Source organism: Mesorhizobium sp. M0152 (genome assembly GCF_040322415.1).
GTDB lineage: Bacteria > Pseudomonadota > Alphaproteobacteria > Rhizobiales > Rhizobiaceae > Mesorhizobium.
On the sequence record NZ_JAMYTH010000002.1, the window covers coordinates 125,531 to 146,742 of the forward strand.

Annotated in this window: 17 protein-coding genes; 10 read left to right on the forward strand and 7 right to left on the reverse strand. The window is 62.2% G+C overall.

Annotated elements, in window-relative coordinates; all coding sequences use genetic code 11:
- Positions 1-15: 15 nt before the first annotated feature.
- Entirely contained in the window at positions 16-807 is a 792-nt protein-coding gene (locus NKJ26_RS02770; RefSeq protein ID WP_352693474.1) for an ABC transporter permease, read from the reverse strand.
- A 416-nt stretch (positions 808-1,223) separates the two neighbouring features.
- On the opposite strand from NKJ26_RS02770, the gene NKJ26_RS02775 reads away from it, so the two are divergent.
- The 3 genes from NKJ26_RS02775 to NKJ26_RS02785 all read left to right on the forward strand — a co-directional run bounded on the left by NKJ26_RS02775 (position 1,224) and on the right by NKJ26_RS02785 (position 4,905).
- Entirely contained in the window at positions 1,224-3,203 is a 1,980-nt protein-coding gene (locus NKJ26_RS02775) for a UDP-N-acetylglucosamine 4,6-dehydratase (protein ID WP_352693475.1), read from the forward strand.
- A 107-nt stretch (positions 3,204-3,310) separates the two neighbouring features.
- Positions 3,311-4,243 (forward strand): glycosyltransferase family 2 protein, encoded by a 933-nt coding sequence (locus NKJ26_RS02780; protein WP_352693477.1) that lies wholly within the window; start codon positions 3,311-3,313, stop codon positions 4,241-4,243.
- Between the two features lie 122 nt (positions 4,244-4,365).
- Positions 4,366-4,905, forward strand: coding sequence for a sugar transferase (locus NKJ26_RS02785; protein ID WP_352693479.1), 540 nt, complete (start codon positions 4,366-4,368; stop codon positions 4,903-4,905).
- A gap of 36 nt (positions 4,906-4,941) precedes the next feature.
- Here NKJ26_RS02785 and NKJ26_RS02790 read toward each other — a convergent pair whose 3' ends face one another.
- Entirely contained in the window at positions 4,942-5,889 is a 948-nt protein-coding gene (locus NKJ26_RS02790) for an NAD-dependent epimerase/dehydratase family protein (protein WP_352693481.1), read from the reverse strand.
- A 17-nt stretch (positions 5,890-5,906) separates the two neighbouring features.
- Positions 5,907-7,205, reverse strand: coding sequence for an O-antigen ligase family protein (locus NKJ26_RS02795; protein ID WP_352693483.1), 1,299 nt, complete (start codon positions 7,203-7,205; stop codon positions 5,907-5,909).
- 464 nt (positions 7,206-7,669) lie between these two features.
- On the opposite strand from NKJ26_RS02795, the gene cysD reads away from it, so the two are divergent.
- Genes cysD through cysQ form a run of 3 tightly spaced genes read left to right on the forward strand, consistent with a single transcriptional unit; the run spans position 7,670 to position 11,317 of the window.
- Entirely contained in the window at positions 7,670-8,575 is a 906-nt protein-coding gene (cysD, locus tag NKJ26_RS02800) for a sulfate adenylyltransferase subunit CysD (RefSeq protein WP_027022876.1), read from the forward strand.
- A gap of 2 nt (positions 8,576-8,577) precedes the next feature.
- Positions 8,578-10,515, forward strand: a complete 1,938-nt coding sequence (gene cysN, locus NKJ26_RS02805) for a sulfate adenylyltransferase subunit CysN (protein WP_352599445.1) — start codon at positions 8,578-8,580, stop codon at positions 10,513-10,515.
- 10 nt (positions 10,516-10,525) lie between these two features.
- Positions 10,526-11,317: a 3'(2'),5'-bisphosphate nucleotidase CysQ gene (gene cysQ, locus NKJ26_RS02810; RefSeq protein ID WP_352693842.1), complete on the forward strand. Its 792-nt coding sequence runs from the start codon at positions 10,526-10,528 to the stop codon at positions 11,315-11,317.
- A gap of 13 nt (positions 11,318-11,330) precedes the next feature.
- Here cysQ and NKJ26_RS02815 read toward each other — a convergent pair whose 3' ends face one another.
- The 4 genes from NKJ26_RS02815 to NKJ26_RS02830 all read right to left on the reverse strand — a co-directional run bounded on the left by NKJ26_RS02815 (position 11,331) and on the right by NKJ26_RS02830 (position 15,325).
- Complete coding sequence (locus NKJ26_RS02815; protein ID WP_352693485.1) at positions 11,331-12,473, reverse strand: DegT/DnrJ/EryC1/StrS family aminotransferase; 1,143 nt, start codon at positions 12,471-12,473, stop codon at positions 11,331-11,333.
- A 264-nt stretch (positions 12,474-12,737) separates the two neighbouring features.
- Complete coding sequence (locus NKJ26_RS02820) at positions 12,738-13,661, reverse strand: carbohydrate kinase family protein (protein WP_352693487.1); 924 nt, start codon at positions 13,659-13,661, stop codon at positions 12,738-12,740.
- Positions 13,662-13,663: 2 nt separating this feature from the next.
- Entirely contained in the window at positions 13,664-14,104 is a 441-nt protein-coding gene (locus NKJ26_RS02825; RefSeq protein ID WP_352693489.1) for an RbsD/FucU family protein, read from the reverse strand.
- Complete coding sequence (locus NKJ26_RS02830) at positions 14,105-15,325, reverse strand: ROK family transcriptional regulator (RefSeq protein WP_352693491.1); 1,221 nt, start codon at positions 15,323-15,325, stop codon at positions 14,105-14,107.
- A 269-nt stretch (positions 15,326-15,594) separates the two neighbouring features.
- Between NKJ26_RS02830 and NKJ26_RS02835 the strand changes: the two genes are divergently transcribed.
- The 4 genes from NKJ26_RS02835 (at position 15,595) to NKJ26_RS02850 (ending at position 21,178) form a co-directional block, all read left to right on the forward strand.
- The gene (locus NKJ26_RS02835) at positions 15,595-16,572 is read left to right on the forward strand and encodes a sugar ABC transporter substrate-binding protein (RefSeq protein ID WP_502899492.1); all 978 of its coding nucleotides are present in this window, start codon (positions 15,595-15,597) and stop codon (positions 16,570-16,572) included.
- A gap of 157 nt (positions 16,573-16,729) precedes the next feature.
- Positions 16,730-17,791, forward strand: a complete 1,062-nt coding sequence (locus tag NKJ26_RS02840) for an ABC transporter permease (RefSeq protein ID WP_352599455.1) — start codon at positions 16,730-16,732, stop codon at positions 17,789-17,791.
- A gap of 2 nt (positions 17,792-17,793) precedes the next feature.
- Positions 17,794-18,576 carry an ATP-binding cassette domain-containing protein gene (locus NKJ26_RS02845; protein ID WP_352599747.1) on the forward strand — a complete coding sequence of 261 codons (783 nt, stop codon included), beginning with the start codon at positions 17,794-17,796 and terminating at the stop codon, positions 18,574-18,576.
- A gap of 133 nt (positions 18,577-18,709) precedes the next feature.
- On the forward strand, positions 18,710-21,178 hold the full coding sequence (locus tag NKJ26_RS02850; protein WP_352599457.1) for a glycogen/starch/alpha-glucan phosphorylase: 2,469 nt from the start codon (positions 18,710-18,712) through the stop codon (positions 21,176-21,178).
- The last annotated feature ends 34 nt before the right edge of the window (positions 21,179-21,212 follow it).

Sequence of the window (21,212 nt, forward strand, 5' to 3'; positions counted from 1 at the left end):
TGGAGGTCATGGAACTCAGATCAGGAAAACGATGCGCTTGCGATAAAGGCCCAGCAGCAGCAGCGCAATAGCCCAGAGGCCGAGGCAGAAATAACCTGTCACCGCCAAGGCATGCCCTGGAAATATGCCTGCCGTGATCGGCTCGCGCACGCCCTCCAGGAAATAGGTGAACGGGTTCCAATGATAGGCATATTCTTGAACGCCATCTTGCCCGCTATAGACCCAGAAGACCGGCGTGAAGAACATGCCCACCCGCATCAGGTTGCCAACTATGAACTCGCTATCGGGAAAGAATGCGCCGAGGAACGCAAAAACCACCACAAATGCAGGGGTTGCTAGGATGAGGAGCAACAAACCCATCAAGGACAGCAGCCAGTTTGTGTTGATTCCGTAACCGCTCAAAAGCAAAATAAGAACGCAACCCGCCAGCGAATACCCAGCCCGGATGATGCATTGCATCGTCAATCGCATCACATATACGAACAACGGCAGCGTCGTGCCTTGAATGAAGCTCGCTTCGCGCTGAAAGAGAGACACGCTCATGGTGATGGTCTCGGTGAGATAGAACCACACCAGCATGCCGATGGCCACATAGGCTATATAGCTTGGGTTGCTTGCGTCCTTGGTCACGAAAACAAAGGCAAATGTGCCGACGAAAGCGAAATAGTTGACCAGCATCCAAAGCGGGCCGAGCGTCGTGCGTCTGTGCTGGTCGCCGATGTCCTCATGGGCAAGCGCGACCCAGACCCTGTGCAGCCTCATCGCTTTCGAGATGTCGTCAAGAGCGCCGTTTAGTGCATAAATCATTGTGGGAAGTGTCGCATCTGCTGTTCAGGCATTTTGTTTCATCAGGGTCGGTGACGAACCACGGCGACCTCTTAATAGCTATTACCATGAGCTTATGGCAACGGATTGCGTCGTAACGAGGTCGGAAGCAGAGTCAACTGCGGCAAGACTGGATGCACGCTGAAGCTGCACGTGTCCGAAAGTCGCAGGTTCCCTGCGGGCTTGGCAGCAATCATCTGAGAATTGCGGCTCAAGCTTACGTTTATTCGCGCGCTCATCCCAAAAAAACCTCTAGCTATGCCCTCACGCGCGCAGTATGCGATACGGTACGGCGGGGGCCGGAGATGGCGCTTTGTGGGAGTGATCGGCCGCGAATGTCTTCGTGTCCGCACCTCGCTGTTGCCCATCTCCGAAAGCCTGGAGTCTAGTACTACCCCATGAATTCTTACCTGGAAGCTGTGTTCGGACTCAGGCCGGAGATGCGGCGTGTCTTCATCATGGTCCAGGACGTGGTCATGGTCCTGGTCGCGGTGGCGCTCAGCCTCGTTTTGTCGCGGTCGGATCTTTCGTTCGATGCGCTGTCCACCGAGGGTCTGGCCACCTGGGCGAGCATCGTTCTCATCGGCCATCTGCTGTTCCGGTATTGCGGGCTCTACACCACGGTCTGGCGTTTTGCCTCGACGCCGGACTTTTTCAACATCCTGAAGAGCTGCGCGATTTTGACGCTCACTCTTTACCTGGTCTCGCTGCTGGTTCGTTCCTTCCAGCCTGTGCAAGGGCTCAACGAGCGCCAGTTCATCGTCTTTTTGCTGGTCTCCTTCACCATCATATCCGCGCCCAGGCTGTTCTACCGCTTCCTGCGCGACGGCGCGAGCTGGGGCATCTTGAACCGCGAGGCCGACAGGGCGCAGACGAAGCAGGCATTGTTCGTCGGCCGGCTCGGCGAGGCCGACCTGATCATCCGCTTCACACGCACGGCGCAGCCGGCCGATCACTCGATCGCCGGCATCATGGCGACCGAGCAGGGTGCGCCGTTGGGCACGCGGATCCAAGGCGTTCCCGTGGTGGCGACCCGGCCGCGCCTGGTCGAGGTCCTCGAGGGCTATACATCCGGCACCCAAAGCCTCGATCTCCTGATTTTCGGCAGCGGAGCCGAGCATGAGATCGAGGAATATTCGGAGCTTGTCCGCGTCGCGCGGCATGCCGACATTGCGGTCGTCCAGTTCTCGGGGCTCTCGCAGCTGGGCCAGGGAAAGCTCGTTCTGGACGCGGTCGAGATGGAAACCATCCTGCGCCGCCAGACGGTGCCCTCCGATATCGAGCGCATCGGCGCCTTCGTCGGCGGCAAGCGCGTCCTGGTTACGGGAGGCGCCGGGTCCATCGGCCGCACGCTGGTCAAGCGGTCGCTGGAACTGGGGGCCGAGGCGGTGCTGGTCGCCGACAACTCCGAGTTCGGCATCTTCCAGTTGAACCAGTACGTCGAGGAGAAGGACCACGACCGGCTCAAGGTCCGCATCGTCGATGTCGCGGACCGGCGCCAGATGACGCGTGTCGTCACGGAATTCAAGCCCGACATCATCTTCCACGCCGCGGCGCTGAAGCACGTGCCGTTGCTCGAGGAGAACTGGGAATCGGCCATCCAGACCAATGTCTTCGGCACGCTCGTCTGCGCCGAGGTTGCCGCCAAGTGCGGGGTGGCGCAATTCGTCCTGATATCGAGCGACAAGGCCGTCGATCCGTCATCCGTGCTCGGCATGACAAAACGTGCCGCCGAACAGATCGTCAGCGCCTTGCACGGAACAGCGGCCAGCGAGCCGACCGGGCGCCGCTCCGCCACCAAGTTCATAGCCGTCCGGTTCGGCAACGTCTTCGGCAGCAATGGCTCGGTGGCGACCATATTCCAGGCGCAGATCGAGGCCGGCGGACCCGTCACCATTACCGACCGGCGCATGACGCGCTATTTCATGACTGTCGCCGAAGCTGTCGACCTGGTCATCATGTCCGCCGCCGACGCCGCGTCGCGCCCGGCCGGCCAGGATTACGCCGTCTACATGCTCGACATGGGCAAGCCGGTGCCGATCCTCGAAGTTGCCGAGACGATGATCCGCATGGCGGGAAAGAGCCCATACAGCGACATTCCGATCCGCTTCACCGGCATCAGGCCAGGCGAGAAGCTCCACGAGACGCTGCACGGCGAAGACGAGGAACTGGTCGAACTCAGCACCTCGAAGATTTTTGGCCTGAGCACGGATGTCGCGCAGTGGCCGGATGTCCAGGCCGCGCTAGCCGCGCTGCAGCAATCGATGAAGGGGCAGGACAAGGCAACCTCGCTCGCCGTCCTGGCGGACCTCGACCGTACGACGAAGACAAGGGCGCACGCACGGCTGATCCCGAAGACAGCCGGCCAGGCGAGTTAGAGCAATTTGCAGCCTGGGCAGAACCGTTTGGCGTCGCAAAATCCGCTTAACAACAGATGGTCGCGATTTCGTCGATCTGAAAACCTTAGACAAGGTGTTTGACATTCGTGGGTAGGGCAGATCTGCGCATCGCGGTCCTGATGGGCACGAAAGACGGCGCCGCTTTCATCGATGAGCAGTTGCAGTCGCTGCTCATGCAGTCGCACCCATTGATCGATCTGTGGATCTCCGACGACGGCTCCGTCGATGGCACGACCGCCATTGTCGAGGCATGGAAACCTCGCTGGTCCAAGGGCCGAATGACCCTGATGGAAGGCCCGCGGCAAGGGTTCGCCGCCAATTTCCGGTCGATGCTCCTCGATCGGCGCATCGATGCGGACTGCTATGCATTCAGCGACCAGGACGACATCTGGGAACCCGACAGGCTGGAAAGCGCCATCACCTGGATGCAGGCATTCGACGCAGAAATCCCGCTCATGTTCTGCTCGCGGACCGCGACCATGACCGAAACCGGAAGCCTGGTCGGCCATTCGCCGCTGTTTCGGCGGCCGCCGTCCTTCCGCAACGCGCTTGTTCAAAGCATCGCCGGCGGCAACACCATCCTGCTCAACCGCGCGGCGCGCGATCTGCTGGCCACGGCTTCTGCGCGGAGCGGCTTCGTCAGCCACGATTGGTGGGCCTACCTGATCGTCACCGGCGCCGGCGGGCTCGTCCGCTACGATCCGCGACCGCTGGTGCGCTACCGGCAGCATGCGGCGAATTTGGTCGGCGCCAACGCATCGTGGCAGGCGAGAATCTCGCGGCTTGGCCGCCTGTTCAAGGGTGACTTTGCCGACTGGACCGATCTCAATCTTGCCGGCCTTGCCGCCAATCGCGACTTGCTTACCCAGGATGCGGCGGCATGCGTCGACCTGTTCACAAATAGTCGGCGAGGCGGTCTTTTTCGCCGCTTGGATGGTTTGCGCAAAAGCGGCGTCTATCGCCAGACTTTTGCCGGGACGTTGGGGCTCTACCTCGCATTCATCCTGGGGCGCATCTGAACTTCGAGCGGCTGTAAGGCGCGCTTGGTCAAGAGGGGGACCTCATGCTACGTCGGCGGATTGACCAGCTTCGCCCGCGGATTGCCACGGGGGGCTTTGACCAGGAGCATAGTCGGCCGTTCATGAAGGCAGCCAAGCAAATCTTCGACGTCGCCGGTGCAACGCTGCTGCTGGTGGTCACATCCCCCGTGCTGTTGCTCGCCGTGCTCGCCGTCCGGGCATCGTCGCCCGGTCCGGTAATTTTTTCCCAGACGCGGGTCGGCCGCGGCGGCGTGCTTTTTCGCTGCCACAAACTGAGGACGATGTATCAGGGAACGCCGTCATTGCCCTCGCACGAGGCGCCGGCGAATGCCGTGACCTCCGTCGGAAAGCTCTTGAGAAAATTCAAGCTCGATGAGCTGCCGCAGTTCTGGAACGTCCTGAAGGGCGAGATGAGCCTGGTCGGGCCGCGTCCCTGCCTGCCGACCCAGACGGAACTGATCGAGTGTCGCGAGCGGCTGGGGGTCTCGGCTGCGCTTCCCGGCATTACCGGCCTGGCCCAGATCAAGGGTATCGACATGTCGAACCCGCAGCTTTTGGCCGAAACGGACGCGGCCTATCTCAAGGCAGCGTCGTTCTGGCTCGATCTTCGGATCCTGGTTGGAACGCTCTATCGAAGTTGAGCGGCCCAGCGCAAGCCGGTCGTTGGACCATCATGGTCAAGCAAGAAATTGCGATTTGCCGAGCCGTGCTATCTCTGCCAGCCGCTCCAGCGTGCCGCTTTCAGGCGTCCAGCCCTGGGATATCAGCAGGGAAGGGTCGCATATCTGCGTCGCGGTCATGCTGTCCCAAAATGTCCGCTTGCCCAGCAGGATGGCGGCCGCCTGCATCAACTGGGCCGGCATGGGCATCAGGCGCACCGGCCGCCCGAAGCCGCTGCGATAAGCGCCGACAATGGCGACAACCGAAACCGGCGGCACATCGCTGGCACCATAGACCGGATGCAGCGGTCCCGGATGCGTCAGCAAATGCCGCACCGTTCGGGCGGCCGATTGCGATGACAGCAGCGAGCGGGTTCCGGTCAGGGCGCCGGTCGGCAGCGGCAGGGCGGTATCGGCCAGGCGCATCAGCGTCGCCAGATTCCCCTTCATGCCGGTTCCGTAGACCGGAGGCAGGCGCAATACGGTGGCATCCGGACGGCCGCGCGAGGCATAGGCGTCCAGCACCCTGATCTCGCCTTCGCGCTTCGAGCGCCCATAGGCGCATTGCGGGTCGGGAACTGTCTCCTCGTCGATGGTTGCGCTGACCCGCGCGCCGATCACGGCCCGGATCGAGGACAGGTGGATGAAGCGTCCGCTCACATGCGTGGCAGCGGCATGCGCCAGCCGCGCGGTCAATTCAGCGTTGGCTGCCTGAAAGTCGGCCTCGGTGGCATTGCCTTGATCGTTGTTCAGGCCCGCGCAATGGACGACATGCGTCACATCCTTGGTAAGCGCGGCAAAAGCCGCGTCCGGCGCATCGAAATCGGGCATAAGCACCGCGTCGTCCCCGGAGCCAAGCCCCTCGGGGCGGCGGGAGGCGAGGCGAAGTTCGGCACCAGCCTCGCGAAGCTGGCTGACGACAACGCGCCCGATGAAACCCGTCGCGCCTGTGACCAACACTTTCATTGTCCAGCCCGCAACGGCTATCGAGCGGCTGATGGAAGAGCCTGCTCTTCCACTCTTGACGCTTGCTCTTCCGGCAGTGGGGCCTGATGTCCGCAGGCAAGATATGTTCCCGACACCAGGAAGACCATCAGCACCGAGTCCAGAATGTCATGGCCGACCAGAATGCCGGTCATCCCACCGGTCAGATAAATGATCACCGCGACGACGATCATGGTGGCGCCGAACCGCTCGATCGGATCGACGCTGTTGCGCAGCACCACGGCGGCATTCCTGGCGGCAACGACAAAGATCGACGCAAGCGTTACCGCGCCCAGAATTCCTGCCTGCACCAATGCAGTCAGAAAGCCGTTGTGGAAATGATTGAAGCCTGCGTCCATCGCGAACTGGTCTTGGAAACCTTGCTTTATCAAAAGCTGGGTTGCACCCACTCCATGTCCGAACAGGGGCATCTCCCGGAACGCCTTCAGGCCGATCTCCCAGAGCGCGACACGCATCCCCAACGAGGTGTCGTAATTGCCGTGGGCCCCAAGCGTATCCCAGTCGGAGCGCAGAAAGTCGAGGCGCCCGGATATCGTCTGGAAGCCGAAAGCAGCGATCACGATGCCGACTGCCGCCAGCAGCAGCAGCAGGCGGACGGCATTCATCTCTCTCAGCTTCTGCCGGTTGATCATTAGAACGGCGATGCCGGCAATCAGCAGCGCCAGCCAGATAATGCGCGACCCGGAGTAGATGATGGCGATCGTCCCGCAGAGCGAGGCGCAGACGAGGGCGACCCCGCGCTTCTCGATATCCGACACGGCCCCGGCCATGCAGACCATCACGGCAAGGCACAGCACCGTGGCGAAGATAATCGCATTTCCGGCTCCGCCCTCGGCCCTCATCCCAAGCCAATATTGCTGAATGATCGCCAGCAGCAGCGCGGCAAAACACGCCGCCATGCTGCTCAGCACGACAATGCGGACAAGCGTTGCCTTCTGCGTGATGCTCCAGGTCGAATAGGAGAGCGGGAAAAACAGCAAGGTTACCAGCGGGATGAGGTGGGAGGCGTCCCGGACGATCGAATTGTTGACGATGGAAGCCATGAGATTGACCGCGCAATAGGCATAGATCGCGACAGTCAACGCCATCATCGCCCGGTCGATGTTGAAACGTCTTCTCCTGACGGCAATCAATAGGGCCGATGCCAGGCCGCCGCCATTGAACACGAAGCTGACCACCGATCCCAGGATCGGCGGGAAAAGGAAGCAAATGATGGAGAAGTAGATATTGACCCGAGAAGCCGTGAATTGCTGCCTGATCGACGAAAGCCGGTTCAATTGTCTTGCCCGCTATTTTCTGGAAGTTCCATAAGGCAGAGGGAATCGAATGGTTCCGGTCGAAATTGCCCATGCCTGATGACGCATTTTTCCCTCTTTCAGAGGCTGGTATAACGGCCGGGCTCCGTTTTCGATAGTGTTGGGCTGATCGTCACGGAAAAATCGGCAACGGCGCCAGTAATCCGGGACGGCGTTCGGCGGGGTGCCTTGGTTCAAGCAATATTTTCCCGTCGCTTTCCCGGCCATCGGCCTAGCGGGCAGAAATTTCCGGGTTTTGGCGCGCCCATGGAAAATTCATTCTCGAACCGACGGTGGCGCGCTCGTCTTGCATTGTTCTCGACAGCGGCGATCTGCTAGAACGCCCGCACGGAACACATTATCCAGAAGCGAAGCTTGAACCGGGCGCAAAGGCCCCGACGATCCGACGCAAGGTCTTCTGCCGCACGAGAGAACACTCACAGTCCATGACAACAGCGCTTACGCATCTGCAGCGGCTAGAGGCCGAGTCCATCCACATCTTTCGCGAGGTTGCGGCCGCCTTTGCCAAGCCGGTCATGCTCTATTCGGTCGGCAAGGATTCATCCGTGCTGATGCATCTGGCGATGAAGGCGTTCTATCCCGCCAAACCGCCGTTCCCGTTCCTCCACGTCGACACGACCTGGAAATTCCGTGAAATGATCGCCTTTCGCGATCAGATGGCGCAGAAACTCGGTTTCGACCTGCTGGTTCACGTCAACGAAGACGGCGTGCGCGACAATATCAATCCGTTCGACCACGGCTCGAACACCCACACCCATGTGATGAAGACCGTGGCGCTGCGCCAGGCGCTCGACAAATACGGTTTCGATGCCGCCTTTGGTGGCGCCCGTCGCGATGAGGAAAAGTCGCGCGCCAAGGAGCGCATCTTTTCCTTCCGCAATGCGCAGCACGTCTGGGACCCGAAGAACCAGCGGCCCGAAATGTGGAAGATATTCAACACCCGCATCGCGTCCGGTGAGTCGATCCGCGTCTTTCCGCTGTCGAACTGGACCGAACTCGATATCTGGCAATACATCCTTCAGGAGGATATTCCGATCGTGCCGCTCTATTTCGCCAAGGAACGGCCGGTGGTAGAACGCGATGGCATGCTGATCCTCAGGGATGACGAGCGTATGAAACTGCGCGCCGGCGAGGTTGTCGAAAACCGGCTGGTGCGGTTCCGCACGCTTGGCTGCTATCCGCTGACCGGCGCCATAGAATCGGATGCCGACACGCTCGAAGCCATCGTTGGCGAGATGTTGACCGCGCGCACGTCCGAACGGCAAGGCCGCCTGATCGACCGCGATGAATCCGGCTCGATGGAAAAGAAAAAGCGCGAGGGGTATTTCTGACCATGCGCCACATCATGGCAAAGAGCCTGGCACCGACGGACGGGGTCCGCGACTATCTGGCGGCGCAGGAGAAGAAGTCGCTGCTGCGCTTCCTGACCTGCGGTTCTGTCGATGACGGCAAGTCGACGCTGATCGGGCGGCTGCTGTCCGACACCAAGCAGATTTTCGAGGACCAGCTCGCCGCGCTCGAACGCGATTCGCGCAAGCACGGCACCACCGGCGACGACGTCGATTTCGCGCTGCTGGTCGACGGGCTCGAGGCCGAACGCGAACAAGGCATCACCATCGACGTCGCCTACCGCTTTTTCGCCACGCCGAAGCGCAAGTTCATCGTCGCCGACACGCCCGGCCATGAACAGTACACGCGCAACATGGCGACCGGCGCCTCGACCGCCGACCTGGCGATCGTGCTCGTCGATGCCCGGCAAGGGGTGCTGCGCCAGACGAGGCGTCATTCGATCATCGCCTCGCTGCTCGGCATCCGCCACATCGTGGTGGCTCTCAACAAGATCGATCTCGTCGATTTCGACCAGGCGGTCTTTGACCGCACCGTTGAAGACTATCGCCGCTTTTCGCGCGATCTCGGCTTCCAGACCATCGTGCCGATCCCGATGTCGGCCCGCTATGGCGACAATGTGAGCAGCCGCTCCGAACGCCTGCAATGGTATTCCGGTCCGACGCTGATCGAGCATCTCGAAACGGTGTCGGTCGAAGAAGCCGCCGCGGAGCTGCCGCTGCGCTTTCCGGTCCAGTACGTCAATCGCCCCAATCTCGACTTTCGCGGCTTTGCCGGCACGATCGCCTCCGGCTCCGTCGCGCCCGGCGACGAGGTCGTCGTCGCCAAATCCGGCAAGGCCTCGCACGTCAAGCGCATCGTCGCCCAGGGAGGCGATCTCAAACACGCGGTCGCCGGCCAGGCCGTCACGCTCGTTCTCGACGACGAGGTCGAGGTCTCGCGCGGCAACATGCTGGTTTCGCCCGCCGCGCGGCCGCAGGTCGCCGACCAGTTCGCCGCCAACATCGTCTGGTTCGACGAGCATGCGCTGCTGCCCGGCCGCTCCTACATCCTGCGCACCGAGACCGACCAGACCAGCGCCACCGTCACCGATCTCAAATACCGGATCAACGTCAACGACTTTGCCCATGAGGCGGCCAAATCGCTGGAGATGAACGAAGTCGGCATCTGCAACATCTCGACGCGGGCGCCGATCGCCTTCGACCCTTTCGCCGAGAACCGCATCACCGGCGCCTTCATCCTGATCGACCGGATCAGCAACGCCACCGTCGGCGCCGGCATGATCCTGCATTCGTTGCGCCGCGCCGAGAACATCCATTGGCAGTCGCTCGATGTCGGCAAGCGCGTGCGCGCCGACATGAAGAACCAGCGGCCGGCGGTGTTCTGGTTCACCGGCCTGTCCGGCTCGGGCAAGTCGACCATCGCCAATTTGTTCGAGAAGAAGCTGTCCGCCACCGGCCGCCACACCTATATCCTGGATGGCGACAATGTCCGTCACGGCCTCAACCGCGATCTCGGTTTCACCGACGCCGATCGCGTCGAGAACATCCGCCGCGTCGCCGAAGTGGCCAGGCTGATGGCCGATGCCGGGCTGATCGTCATCGTCTCGTTCATTTCGCCGTTCAGCGCCGAGCGGCGCATGGCGCGCGAGTTGATGGCCGATGGCGAGTTCATCGAGGTGTTTGTCGACACGCCTTTCGAGGAATGCGCCCGGCGCGATCCGAAGGGCCTCTATGCGCGGGCGTTGAGCGGCGAAATCAAGAATTTCACCGGCGTCGATTCCCCCTACGAAGCGCCGCAACACCCGGAAATCCATCTCGAGACGCTCGGCAAATCGGCCGAAGAGATGGTAGATACCTTGGAACACTGGCTGAACGAGCGCGACATTGCCGAAGACCAATACGACAGCGGCGGCGGCATCTGACGACGGGCCGATGCTCGAAATCTTCGAGCAACTGGCCCTGGCGGCCGGCCGCGAGGTCATGCGTGTGTTCCATGCCGGCTGCGCGGTCGACCGTAAGTCCGATGCTTCGCCGGTGACCGAGGCGGACCGCGAGAGCGAGAAGATCATTCTCGCCGGGCTGCGCGCCGCATTCCCCGACATTCCGTGCGTGGCCGAGGAGGAAGCGGCGGCCGGCATCATGCCGCCAGATCTTGGCGACGCCTTCTTCCTGATCGACCCGCTCGACGGCACCAAGGAATTCGTCAACCGCCGCACCGATTTCACCGTCAACATCGCCCTTATCCGCCATGGCGTGCCGGAAGTCGGCGTCGTCTTTGCGCCTTGTACCGGCCGGTTCTTTTCCGGCCGGCCGGGTAGGGCGGAAACGATCGAGGTCAGTGACGATTACCGGATCGTCGGCCGCCGGCCGATCTCGGTGAGGACAGCCGTGACACCGTTGGCCGTCGTTGCCAGCCGCTCTCACAACACCCCGGAAACCGAGGCCTATGTTCGCGACCTCGGTGCCGCCGAGATCGTCTCGGTCGGCTCGTCGTTGAAATTCTGCCTTCTCGCCGGCGCCGAGGCGGATGTCTACCCACGCTTCGGCCGCACCATGGAATGGGACACGGCGGCCGGCGACGCGGTGCTGCGCGCGGCCGGCGGCATGACACGCACTTTGGACGGCCAGCCGCTCGCCTATGGCAAACGCAATCAGGCCGACGACGAAGATTTCGCCAATCCGCATTTCATCGCCAGCGGCAAGGCAGGGGCGGGCCCCGTCTGAGGCCGGCCGACTGTTACTCGGCCGCAGCCTGCGCCGAATTCGAGCCGACATAGTTGCGGATCGTTTCGATGACTCGGTCCTGGTCGGCTTCGCTGAGATACGGATGCATCGGCAGGCACAGGATCCGCTTCGGCAGTTCCTCTGAAACGGCAAGACCGGTCGGCGTGCGCGGGTAGTCGCGATAGGCGACTTGGGCATGCAGCGGCTTGACGTAGTAGATGACCGACGGAATGCCCTTTTCCGTAAGATGTGCCTTCAGTCCGTCGCGCTTGGGCGTCTCGATCGCGTATTGCGCCCAGGCCGAGCGGCTGCCGTCCAGATTGCGGGCGGCGGTAACGATGTCGCCAAGCCCTTCGGCATAACGGTTTGCCACCACCTGGCGCGCGACCATCTCGTCCTCGAGAATAGCCAGCTTCTCGATCAGGATCGCCGCCTGTATCGTGTCGAGCCGTGAATTGATGCCGACGCGGACATTGTCATATTGCGTCTCGCCCTTGCCGTGGAAGGCGAAGGACCTGAGCTGCTCGGCCAGCGCATCGTCATTGGTGAACATCGCGCCGCCATCGCCATAGCAGCCAAGCGGTTTCGCGGGATAGAAGCTGGTCGAGCCGACCGCGCCGAACGAGCCGCACATCTTGCCGTCCGCCGAACCGCCCATCGACTGGGCGGCATCCTCGATCACCATCAGATTCTCGCGGTTGGCGATCGCCAGGATCGCCTCGTAGTCGGCGGCAAGGCCGAACAGATCGACCGGGATGATTGCCTTCGGCTTCAGCCGGCCTTCCTTCTTGATCATCGCGATGGCCGCTTCAAGGCTGGCGACGTCGATATTGTAGGTCTTGGGATCCACGTCGACGAAAACCGGTTCTGCCTTGGCCAATGCCACCACTTCGGCGGTGGCGGCGAAAGTGAAGCTCGGCACGAACACCGCGTCGCCCGGGCCGATGCCGGCGGCAAACAGCGGCAACAGCAGCGCATCGGTACCGTTGGCACAGGCCACGACATGCTTGGTGCCGACATAAGCGGCGAGCTTGTTCTCGAATTCGGTGACCTGCGGTCCCAGGATATAGCGGCCTTCCTCGACGACACGGTCGATGGCGGCCTTCAGCCGGTCGCGGATTCGTTCGCGCTGTGCGCCAAGATCGATGAACTGCATGTCGGCCTCGAACGGTTTGACCAGGGTAGGCGGTTTAGCCAGATAACGGCCCGCTGGTACCAGAGTTGTGCCTGCCGAGAAAGCCGGGCAGGCAGAGCCGCGAATTGCGCAAATATCGCGGCTGTTACCTATATATCCCAGCGGACCTTCGCCAGATGCCGCAAATCCGGGCTCCGTCGGGCGCGATGCGGCCTTTATAGTCCTGGGAATCGGCTCTGCGAAACATAAAGTGATCGACGGCCTCAACTTATATTGAACAGCGGCTCAGCCGATCTCGCGCCGCCAGGGCGGGTTGGCGCCAGCCCGCGATACGGTTACCGCCGCCGCCTTGGCCCCCAGCGCCAGCGCCTTGCGGATGGCGTCTTGCGAAAGCGCGGCGATCGCTGACTTCGATAGCAGCCCTTGTTCATGCAATGAGGCGAGAATGCCGGCGTTGAACGTGTCGCCCGCGCCAACCGTGTCGACCACTTCGACCTTTTCCGGGATCACCGTGACGGCGTGGTCCCTGCTGTAGCCGACCGCGCCATCGCTGCCATGCGTGACCACGATGAGCTTGGGGCCGCGGTCGAGCCAATTGCGCACGACATCCTCATGCGAGCCGGCTTCCCCGAACCAGTTCAGATCCTCGTCCGATAGTTTCACGATATCGGCCATCGCCATCATGGAGCGGATGCGCCTGAGGTGCTTTGCCTTGTCAGGGATGAAGTTCGGGCGAATGTTGGGATCGAGCATCATGACGCGGCCAGCGTGTTCGCGCCGCATCAATTCCTCATACGCACTGCCGGCTGGCTCAGAGATCAGGCTGATGGCACCGAACAGCATGGCCTCGATCTCGCTGCCGAGTTGCGGCAGGTCGTCGACCGTCAGCATGCGCCCGGCGGTGTTTTCGTCATAGAAGGTGTAGGTCGCCTGACCGTTGTTCAGCCGAACGAAGGCGAGCGTGGTAGGGCGAGGGGAGGTATGCGCATAGGTGGAACTGACGTTGCTTGCCCCCAGCGCCTCGCGGAGCTGGCCGCCGAACAGGTCCGACGACAGGCCGGAAAAGAAGCCGGCCGGCGCGCCCAGACGGCCGAGCGCGATGGCCGTGTTGAACACCGCGCCGCCGACATAGGGAGCAAAGGCCGGCTCACCCAGCGTCGTGGCGCGCGGCAGCATGTCGATCAGGGCTTCGCCGCAGCAGAGGATCATGGCTACTTGGTCTCCGGCGGATAGATCACGCCCTTGCGGATGATGATGTTGGCGTAGAGCCTAGGCTCGCCTGTCGCGACGATGGCATGTGCAGATTTGACCCGTGCATAGAAGTCGGCGCCGGCCAGCGCAACCACCTTGCGGCCCGGCGCGCGCTTGGCGCAGATCGCTTCCATCTCATGGTGGACGGAATCGGCGAGCGAAGGGTCGCCTTTTACCGACGCGCGAAACAGCGCCTCCGGCACGGCGTCGTCCACCGGGAGAACGCTCAATATTGCGTCGAGCACCGGCAAGAGATGATGACCATCGGCCCGGATGAGCCGGTTAGCCTGGTCCTCCGCGGGGTAGTTTCCGTCGACAATGGCAATCTCGTCGCCATGGCCCATGGCGCGCAGTGTCGCCAGAAGCTCCGGGCCGAGCAGCGCCGGGATTCCGATCAGCATTCACACGCTCCTGGAAATCGTCGTCGAACCGATAAGGAAGCGTTCGGAAAGCGGCAGGCTGGCGCCGCCTAGCGCCCGGGCATGAATGCCCACGCTTCCCTCGCGAACGGCTGGAAGTTTCAAACCTTCGCCGTCGATCGCCGCGATAGCGGCGATGACGGCGTCGACCAGCCGGCGGCGTACCGCCTTCGGCATCCAGCCGTCGATCACCGCGGCCTCGAAATCGATGACCGAGGATGCCGCGACGATGGCATAGGCGAGCGCCTGCGAGGCGACGGCGATCCAGTCGTCGAGCTCGGTGCCGATCTCGCCCCAGTCCTCCGGCGACGTCCACAGATGCGAGGCCTCGATGCCGCGCGCATTGAGCGCCTTTTCGAGCATGGCGATGGAAGCGACATCGATCAGCTGGGTCGGCTTTCCATCGGGTCCGGGCACAGGCATGGAGCCCAGCGCACCGGCATTGCCGGTCGGGCCACCGAACAGGCGGCCGTTCAGCACGATGCCGCCGCCGGCGAAGGCGCCAATATAGAAATAGACGAAGTCACGCGCGGCACCTGCCTGCCCGAAGACCAGTTCCGCGCCGCAGGCCGATGTGGCGTCGTTTTGCAGATAGACTGGAAATTCGCATTGCGCCTGGATGTCGGCCCTGATGTCGCGATGACGCCATTCGTCCATGACGTCGCGCGGCGCGCCGGCGGTATCGGCCCAGTTCCACAATTCGAACGGCATGGCGATGCCGAGCCCGGCGATACGCTTGTCCTGCGCAGGCGTCAGTTCGCCGCGCATCTGCCGCATGCCGTTGGTGACGAATTCCACGGTCTCGCGCGGTGCCGGATAGCGGTAGGAATGCTGCAGCATCGAGCGCACATTACCGAGAAAGTCGATCAGAACGAGCTCTGCGCTGCGGCGGCCGATCTTGAGGCCGATGAAGAAGGCGCCTTCGGAATTGAGCGCCATCGGGATCGAGGGTTGGCCGATCTTGCCGCGCATCGGCGCCTGACGGACGAGGAGGCTTTCTTCCTCGAGTTCGCGCATGATGACGGAAACCGTCTGCGCCGAAAGTCCGGTCATGCGGGCGATGTCGGACTTCGCCAGACTGCCGTGCTGGCGCACCAGCGAGAGCACCAGCCGCTCGTTGTGGTCGCGCATGCCGCTCTGATTGGTGCCGCGGTGAATAAGGCTCTCATTCACATCGGGCGAACCGTGCCTGGCGGTCTCCACCCTGTTCCTCCCGTCGTTTCCCCGCAATGCTTTTGGGCCAGAATGAGTGAACGAAGCAAGGCTGTCAATAATAAATAAGAGTGATTTAATTATTGACAGAGGCCGCGCTCTGGTGTTCTGTTGAAGCAGCGTCCACGCTGGGAGAAGTTCGTTGGATGCGCCGTAGATGCCGGTTGGCCGGCATCCGGAATGGTTCCACTGGGAGGAAGATCGTGACCAATACAAAACTGTTGAAGTCCACCGTTTTCGCGGCGGCCGCTCTGGGCCTGATGGCATTTGCATCGTCCGCATCCGCAGCCGGTGTCGGCGCCTGCCTGATCACCAAGACAGACACCAATCCCTTCTTCGTGAAGATGAAGGAGGGCGCCGCCGCCAAGGCCAAGGAGCTTGGGGTCGACCTCAAGACCTATGCCGGCAAGATCGACGGCGACAGCGAGAGCCAGGTAGCGGCCATCGAAAGCTGCATCGCCGACGGCGCCAAGGGCATCCTGATCACCGCCTCCGACACCAAGGGCATCGTGCCGACGGTGAAGAAGGCGCGCGACGCCGGTCTGCTGGTGATCGCCCTCGATACGCCGCTCGATCCGATCGACGCGGCCGATGCGACTTTCGCGACGGACAATCTCGAAGCCGGCAAGCTGATCGGTGCCTGGGCCGCCGCCACGCTCGGCGACAAGGCCAAGGACGCCAAGATCGGCTTCCTCGATCTGACCCCCTCGCAGCCGACCGTGGACGTGCTGCGCGACCAGGGTTTCATGATGGGCTACGGCATCGACGTGAAGGACGCCAACAAGATCGGCGACGAGAGCGATCCGCGCATCGTCGGCCATGACGTCACCAATGGCAACGAGGAAGGCGGCCGCAAGGCGATGGAGAACCTTCTGCAGAAGGACAGCACCATCAACGTCATCCACACCATCAACGAGCCGGCCGCTGTCGGCGCCTATCAGGCGCTCAAGGCCGTCGGCCTCGAAAGCCAGGTGCTGATCGTCTCGGTCGACGGCGGCTGCCCTGGCGTGAAATCGGTTGCCGAAGGCGTCATCGGTGCGACGTCGCAGCAATATCCTCTGCAGATGGCGGCTCTCGGCATCGAGGCGATCGCTGCTTTCGCCAAGGACGGAACGAAGCCGAAGCCGACCGAGGGCAAGAATTTCTTCGATACCGGCGTCAATCTCGTGACAGACAAGCCGGCCAATGGCGTGAAGTCCATCGATACCAAGGAAGGCCTCGCCAAGTGCTGGGGCTGATGCCGGTCTGACCGGTAACAACAAACCGAAGCGGTCTGGGCTTGATCCCCGGCCGCTTCGGGTGGACGATGGGTCGCGTAACCGCGAACAATCCCGGCGGCAGACCGGAAAGCGTGGACGGCCTCAGTGCGTGGCTGAAGCCCTACGGGGAGGAAACATGGCTCAAACTCAGGAATTCGAGAAGGTTCTCTCGGGCAGCGATACAAGCGTTGCCGCTTTCGACGAGCATAAATCGGCCGTCAGGCGCATCCAGCACTTCCTGCATTCGACACCGGCGGCGGTGCCGCTGATCGTGCTGGTTCTCGCGATCATCATCTTCGGCCTCACCATTGGAGGGCGGTTCTTCTCGTCCTACACGTTGACGCTCATCCTGCAGCAGATCGCCATCGTCGGCATTCTGGGCGCCGCGCAGACCCTGGTCATCCTGACCGCCGGCATCGACCTGTCGATCGGCGTGATCATGGTGATCTCGGCAGTCATCATGGGCAATTGCGCGGTCAGTTACGGCCTGCCGAGCGTGCTCGCCGTGGCGATCGGGCTTGCCGCCGGCGCGGCCTGCGGGCTGCTCAACGGGGTGCTGGTCGCCTATATGAAGCTGCCGCCCTTCATCGTGACGCTCGGCACCTGGAATATCGTCATGGCCACGAACTTCATCTACTCGGCCAATGAGACGATCCGCGACACCGATGTCGATATCCAGGCACCACTGCTGCATCTGTTCGCCCTGAGCTTCAAGGTCGGCACCGCGGTGCTGACGGCCGGCGTCATTGCCATGGTCGCGCTGGTGCTGCTCCTCTGGTACGTGCTCAACCACACGGCGTGGGGCCGCCATGTCTATGCCGTCGGAGACGATCAGGAGGCGGCGAAGCTCTCGGGCATCCAGACCAAGAAAGTGCTGATGACGGTCTACACGCTTGCCGGGCTGATCGCCGCTTTCGCTGCCTGGGTCTCCATCGGCCGCAATGGTTCGATCTCGCCTTCGGCTGCCGTCACCGACTACAATCTGCAGGCGATCACCGCGACGGTGATCGGCGGTATTTCTCTTTTCGGCGGGCGCGGCTCGATCCTGGGCACGCTGTTCGGCGCGATGATCGTCGGCGTCGTCTCCATGGGCCTCAACATGCTGGGCGCCGATCCGCAATGGAAAGTGCTGCTCACCGGTGGTTTGATCATCGGCGCCGTGGCGGTCGACCAATGGATCAGAAAGGTTTCGGCATAACCATGACCCAGGAACCCATTCTCACCGCTCGTGGCCTGGTCAAGCGCTATGGCCGCGTCACCGCTCTCGACAATGCCGACTTCGACCTCTACCCCGGCGAAATCCTCGCTGTCATCGGCGATAACGGCGCTGGCAAGTCGTCGCTCATCAAGGCGATTTCAGGCGCCGTCGTGCCCGATGAAGGCGAAATCCGGCTTGAAGGCAAACCCGTCGCCTTCAAGTCCCCGATGGAAGCCCGAGAATCCGGTATCGAGACCGTCTACCAGAACCTGGCGTTGTCGCCGGCATTGTCGATCGCCGACAACATGTTTCTTGGCCGCGAGATCCGCAAGCCCGGCTTTGTCGGCCAGTGGCTGCGCATGCTCGACCGCCCGGCGATGGAGAAGCGCGCCCGCGACAAGCTGACCGAACTGGGCCTGATGACGATACAGAACATCAGCCAGGCGGTTGAGACGCTCTCGGGTGGCCAAAGGCAGGGCGTGGCCGTAGCGCGCGCCGCCGCCTTCGGCTCGAAAATGGTCATCATGGACGAGCCAACGGCAGCGCTCGGTGTCAAGGAGAGCCGTCGCGTGCTGGAACTGATCCTCGACGTGAAGAAGCGCGGTCTGCCGATCGTGCTAATCTCGCATAACATGCCGCATGTCTTCGAGGTCGCCGACCGCATTCACATCCATCGCCTTGGCCGACGCCTCTGCGTCATCGACCCCAAGCAGTACACGATGTCGGACGCCGTCGCATTCATGACCGGCGCCAAGACGCCTCCCGAAGCGGCGCTCGCCGCCTGACTGCCAAATTGCCGCAGGGTCATTCCGGCGGTCTCGCTGTCTAAATCGATTGAACATATCGAAGGATGCACTACCATGGGCTGGGAGGAATGCTGAAAGCCGGTATGATCGTGGCAACCGCACGAGAGGTAGCATGACGCGCGCGATGACATCCGAACCCCTTCCGCCCCTCCTTGAAAATCCTGATCCAAAGACGCTCGCAAGGGAAGTCTTGATGGCCCTCAAATACAGGGTCGGCAAGGATACCACCGTCGCGACCCAGTACGACTGGCTCACCGCCTCGATCAAGGTCGTGCGCGACCGCATCGTGGACCACTGGATGCAGGCGACGAAAGAGGCCTACGACCAGAAGGAAAAGCGCGTCTACTACCTGTCGCTGGAGTTCCTCATCGGCCGCCTGATGCGCGACGCCTTCTCCAATCTCGGCCTGATGGACAATATGCGCGAGGCGCTCTCGTCTCTGGGTGTCGATCTCGATCTCATCGCTGCGCTCGAGCCGGATGCCGCCCTCGGCAATGGCGGCCTTGGCCGGCTCGCCGCCTGCTTCATGGAAAGCATGGCGACCGTCGACATCCCCGCGCATGGCTACGGCATTCGCTACGCCAACGGCATGTTCCGCCAGGAGATCCATGACGGCTGGCAGGTCGAGCTGCCCGAAACCTGGCTCGACCACGGCAATCCCTGGGAGTTCGAACGGCGCGAGCGTTCCTTCGAGGTCGGCTTCGGCGGTTCGGTGGAATCGGTCACGTCGAAGGACGGTCGACTCGAACGCCATGTCTGGAAACCGACCGAGCACGTTCTGGCCGTCGCCTACGACACGCCGGTCGTCGGCTGGCGGGCGAACCGCGTCAACACGCTGCGGCTGTGGTCGGGCATGCCGGTCGATCCGATCCTGCTCGACAAGTTCAACGCCGGCGACCATATCGGCGCGCTGGCAGAGAGTAACAAGGCGGACGCGCTGTCGCGCGTGCTCTATCCCGCCGATTCCCACATGGCCGGGCAAGAGCTCAGGCTGCGGCAGGAATATTTCTTCTCCACCGCCTCGCTCCAGGACATCGTCCAGCGTCACCTCAGCCAGTATGGCGACCTGAAATCGCTGCCAGACAAGGCGGCGATCCACCTCAACGACACCCACCCGGCGATTGCCGTGCCCGAGCTGATGCGCCTGTTGATGGATGTCCACGGCATGGATTTCGATCAGGCCTGGAGCATCACCAAGCGCACGTTCGGCTACACCAACCACACGCTGTTGCCCGAGGCGCTGGAAAGCTGGCCGGTGCCGCTGTTCGAGCGGCTTTTGCCGCGCCATATGCAGATCGTCTACGCCATCAACGCCGAAGTGCTTTTGGAAGCGCGTGCCTCCGACCAGTTCTCGGACGAGCAGATCAGCCGCATCTCGCTGATCCAGGAAAATGGCGACCGCCGGGTGCGCATGGGCAATCTGGCCTTTGTCGGTTCACACTCGATCAACGGCGTCTCGGCGCTGCACACCGATCTGATGAAGGAGACGGTGTTTGCCGACCTGCACAAGCTCTATCCCGACCGCATCAACAACAAGACCAACGGCATCACGCCACGGCGCTGGCTGATCCAGTGCAATCCCGGGCTGACGTCGCTCGCCCGCGAGGCGATCGGCGACCGCTTTCTCGATGACATCGATGCCATCAAGGGTCTTGACGCCTTCGCCGATGATGCCGCCTTTCGCGACAAGTTCGCCGCCGTCAAGCGCACCAACAAGGTGCGGCTGGCCAATCTCGTCGCCGACCGGCTCGGCATCAAGGTCGATCCCTCAGCGCTGTTCGACATCCAGATCAAGCGCATCCACGAATACAAACGCCAACTCCTCAACATCCTCGAGGCGATCGCGCTCTACGATCAGATCCGCTCGCATCCCGAGCGCGACTGGATGCCCCGGGTGAAATTTTTCGGCGGCAAGGCGGCGCCCAGCTACCACAACGCCAAGCTGATCATCAAGCTGGCCAACGACGTCGCCAGGGTCATCAATCGCGATCCGGCCGTTCGCGGCTTGCTGAAAGTGGTTTTTGTGCCGAATTACAATGTCAGCCTGGCCGAGATCATGATGCCGGCGGCCGATCTTTCCGAACAGATCTCCACCGCCGGCATGGAAGCGTCGGGCACAGGCAACATGAAATTCGCACTCAACGGCGCGCTGACCATCGGCACGCTCGACGGCGCCAATGTCGAGATCAAGGAGTGTGTCGGCGACGACAACATCTTCATCTTCGGCCTGACCACCGCCGAGGTCGCCGAGCGGCGCAACAATGGCTACAATCCGCGCGGTGTGATCGAAGCATCATCCGAACTGGCACAGGCCGTGGCCGCTGTTTCGTCGGGCGTCTTCTCGCCGGACGATCCCGACCGCTACCGCGATCTCATCAATGGGCTCTACCAGAGCGACTGGTTCATGGTCGCTGCGGATTTCGACGCCTACGCCGCTTGCCAGCGCGATGTGGACGCAGTCTGGCGCAACAGCCCGCAATGGTATGCCAAGGCGATCCGCAACGTCGCACGGGTCGGCTGGTTCTCGTCCGACCGCACGATCCGCCAATATGCGAAAGACATCTGGAACGTACCTGTCTGATGTGATTGCATGAGGCTGCGAACAACGTGGTCCT

Excerpts from the sequence above, each read along its gene's own strand:
- NKJ26_RS02770 (WP_352693474.1), bottom strand. The coding sequence starts at position 807 with ATGATTTATGCACTAAACGGCGCTCTTGACGACATCTCGAAAGCGATG.
- NKJ26_RS02775 (WP_352693475.1), top strand. The coding sequence starts at position 1,224 with ATGAATTCTTACCTGGAAGCTGTGTTCGGACTCAGGCCGGAGATGCGG.
- NKJ26_RS02785 (WP_352693479.1), top strand. The coding sequence starts at position 4,366 with ATGAAGGCAGCCAAGCAAATCTTCGACGTCGCCGGTGCAACGCTGCTG.
- NKJ26_RS02790 (WP_352693481.1), bottom strand. The coding sequence starts at position 5,889 with ATGAAAGTGTTGGTCACAGGCGCGACGGGTTTCATCGGGCGCGTTGTC.
- cysD (WP_027022876.1), top strand. The coding sequence starts at position 7,670 with ATGACAACAGCGCTTACGCATCTGCAGCGGCTAGAGGCCGAGTCCATC.
- cysN (WP_352599445.1), top strand. The coding sequence starts at position 8,578 with ATGCGCCACATCATGGCAAAGAGCCTGGCACCGACGGACGGGGTCCGC.
- cysQ (WP_352693842.1), top strand. The coding sequence starts at position 10,526 with ATGCTCGAAATCTTCGAGCAACTGGCCCTGGCGGCCGGCCGCGAGGTC.
- NKJ26_RS02815 (WP_352693485.1), bottom strand. The coding sequence starts at position 12,473 with ATGCAGTTCATCGATCTTGGCGCACAGCGCGAACGAATCCGCGACCGG.
- NKJ26_RS02820 (WP_352693487.1), bottom strand. The coding sequence starts at position 13,661 with ATGATCCTCTGCTGCGGCGAAGCCCTGATCGACATGCTGCCGCGCGCC.
- NKJ26_RS02825 (WP_352693489.1), bottom strand. The coding sequence starts at position 14,104 with ATGCTGATCGGAATCCCGGCGCTGCTCGGCCCGGAGCTTCTGGCGACA.
- NKJ26_RS02835 (WP_502899492.1), top strand. The coding sequence starts at position 15,595 with ATGGCATTTGCATCGTCCGCATCCGCAGCCGGTGTCGGCGCCTGCCTG.
- NKJ26_RS02840 (WP_352599455.1), top strand. The coding sequence starts at position 16,730 with ATGGCTCAAACTCAGGAATTCGAGAAGGTTCTCTCGGGCAGCGATACA.
- NKJ26_RS02845 (WP_352599747.1), top strand. The coding sequence starts at position 17,794 with ATGACCCAGGAACCCATTCTCACCGCTCGTGGCCTGGTCAAGCGCTAT.
- NKJ26_RS02850 (WP_352599457.1), top strand. The coding sequence starts at position 18,710 with ATGACGCGCGCGATGACATCCGAACCCCTTCCGCCCCTCCTTGAAAAT.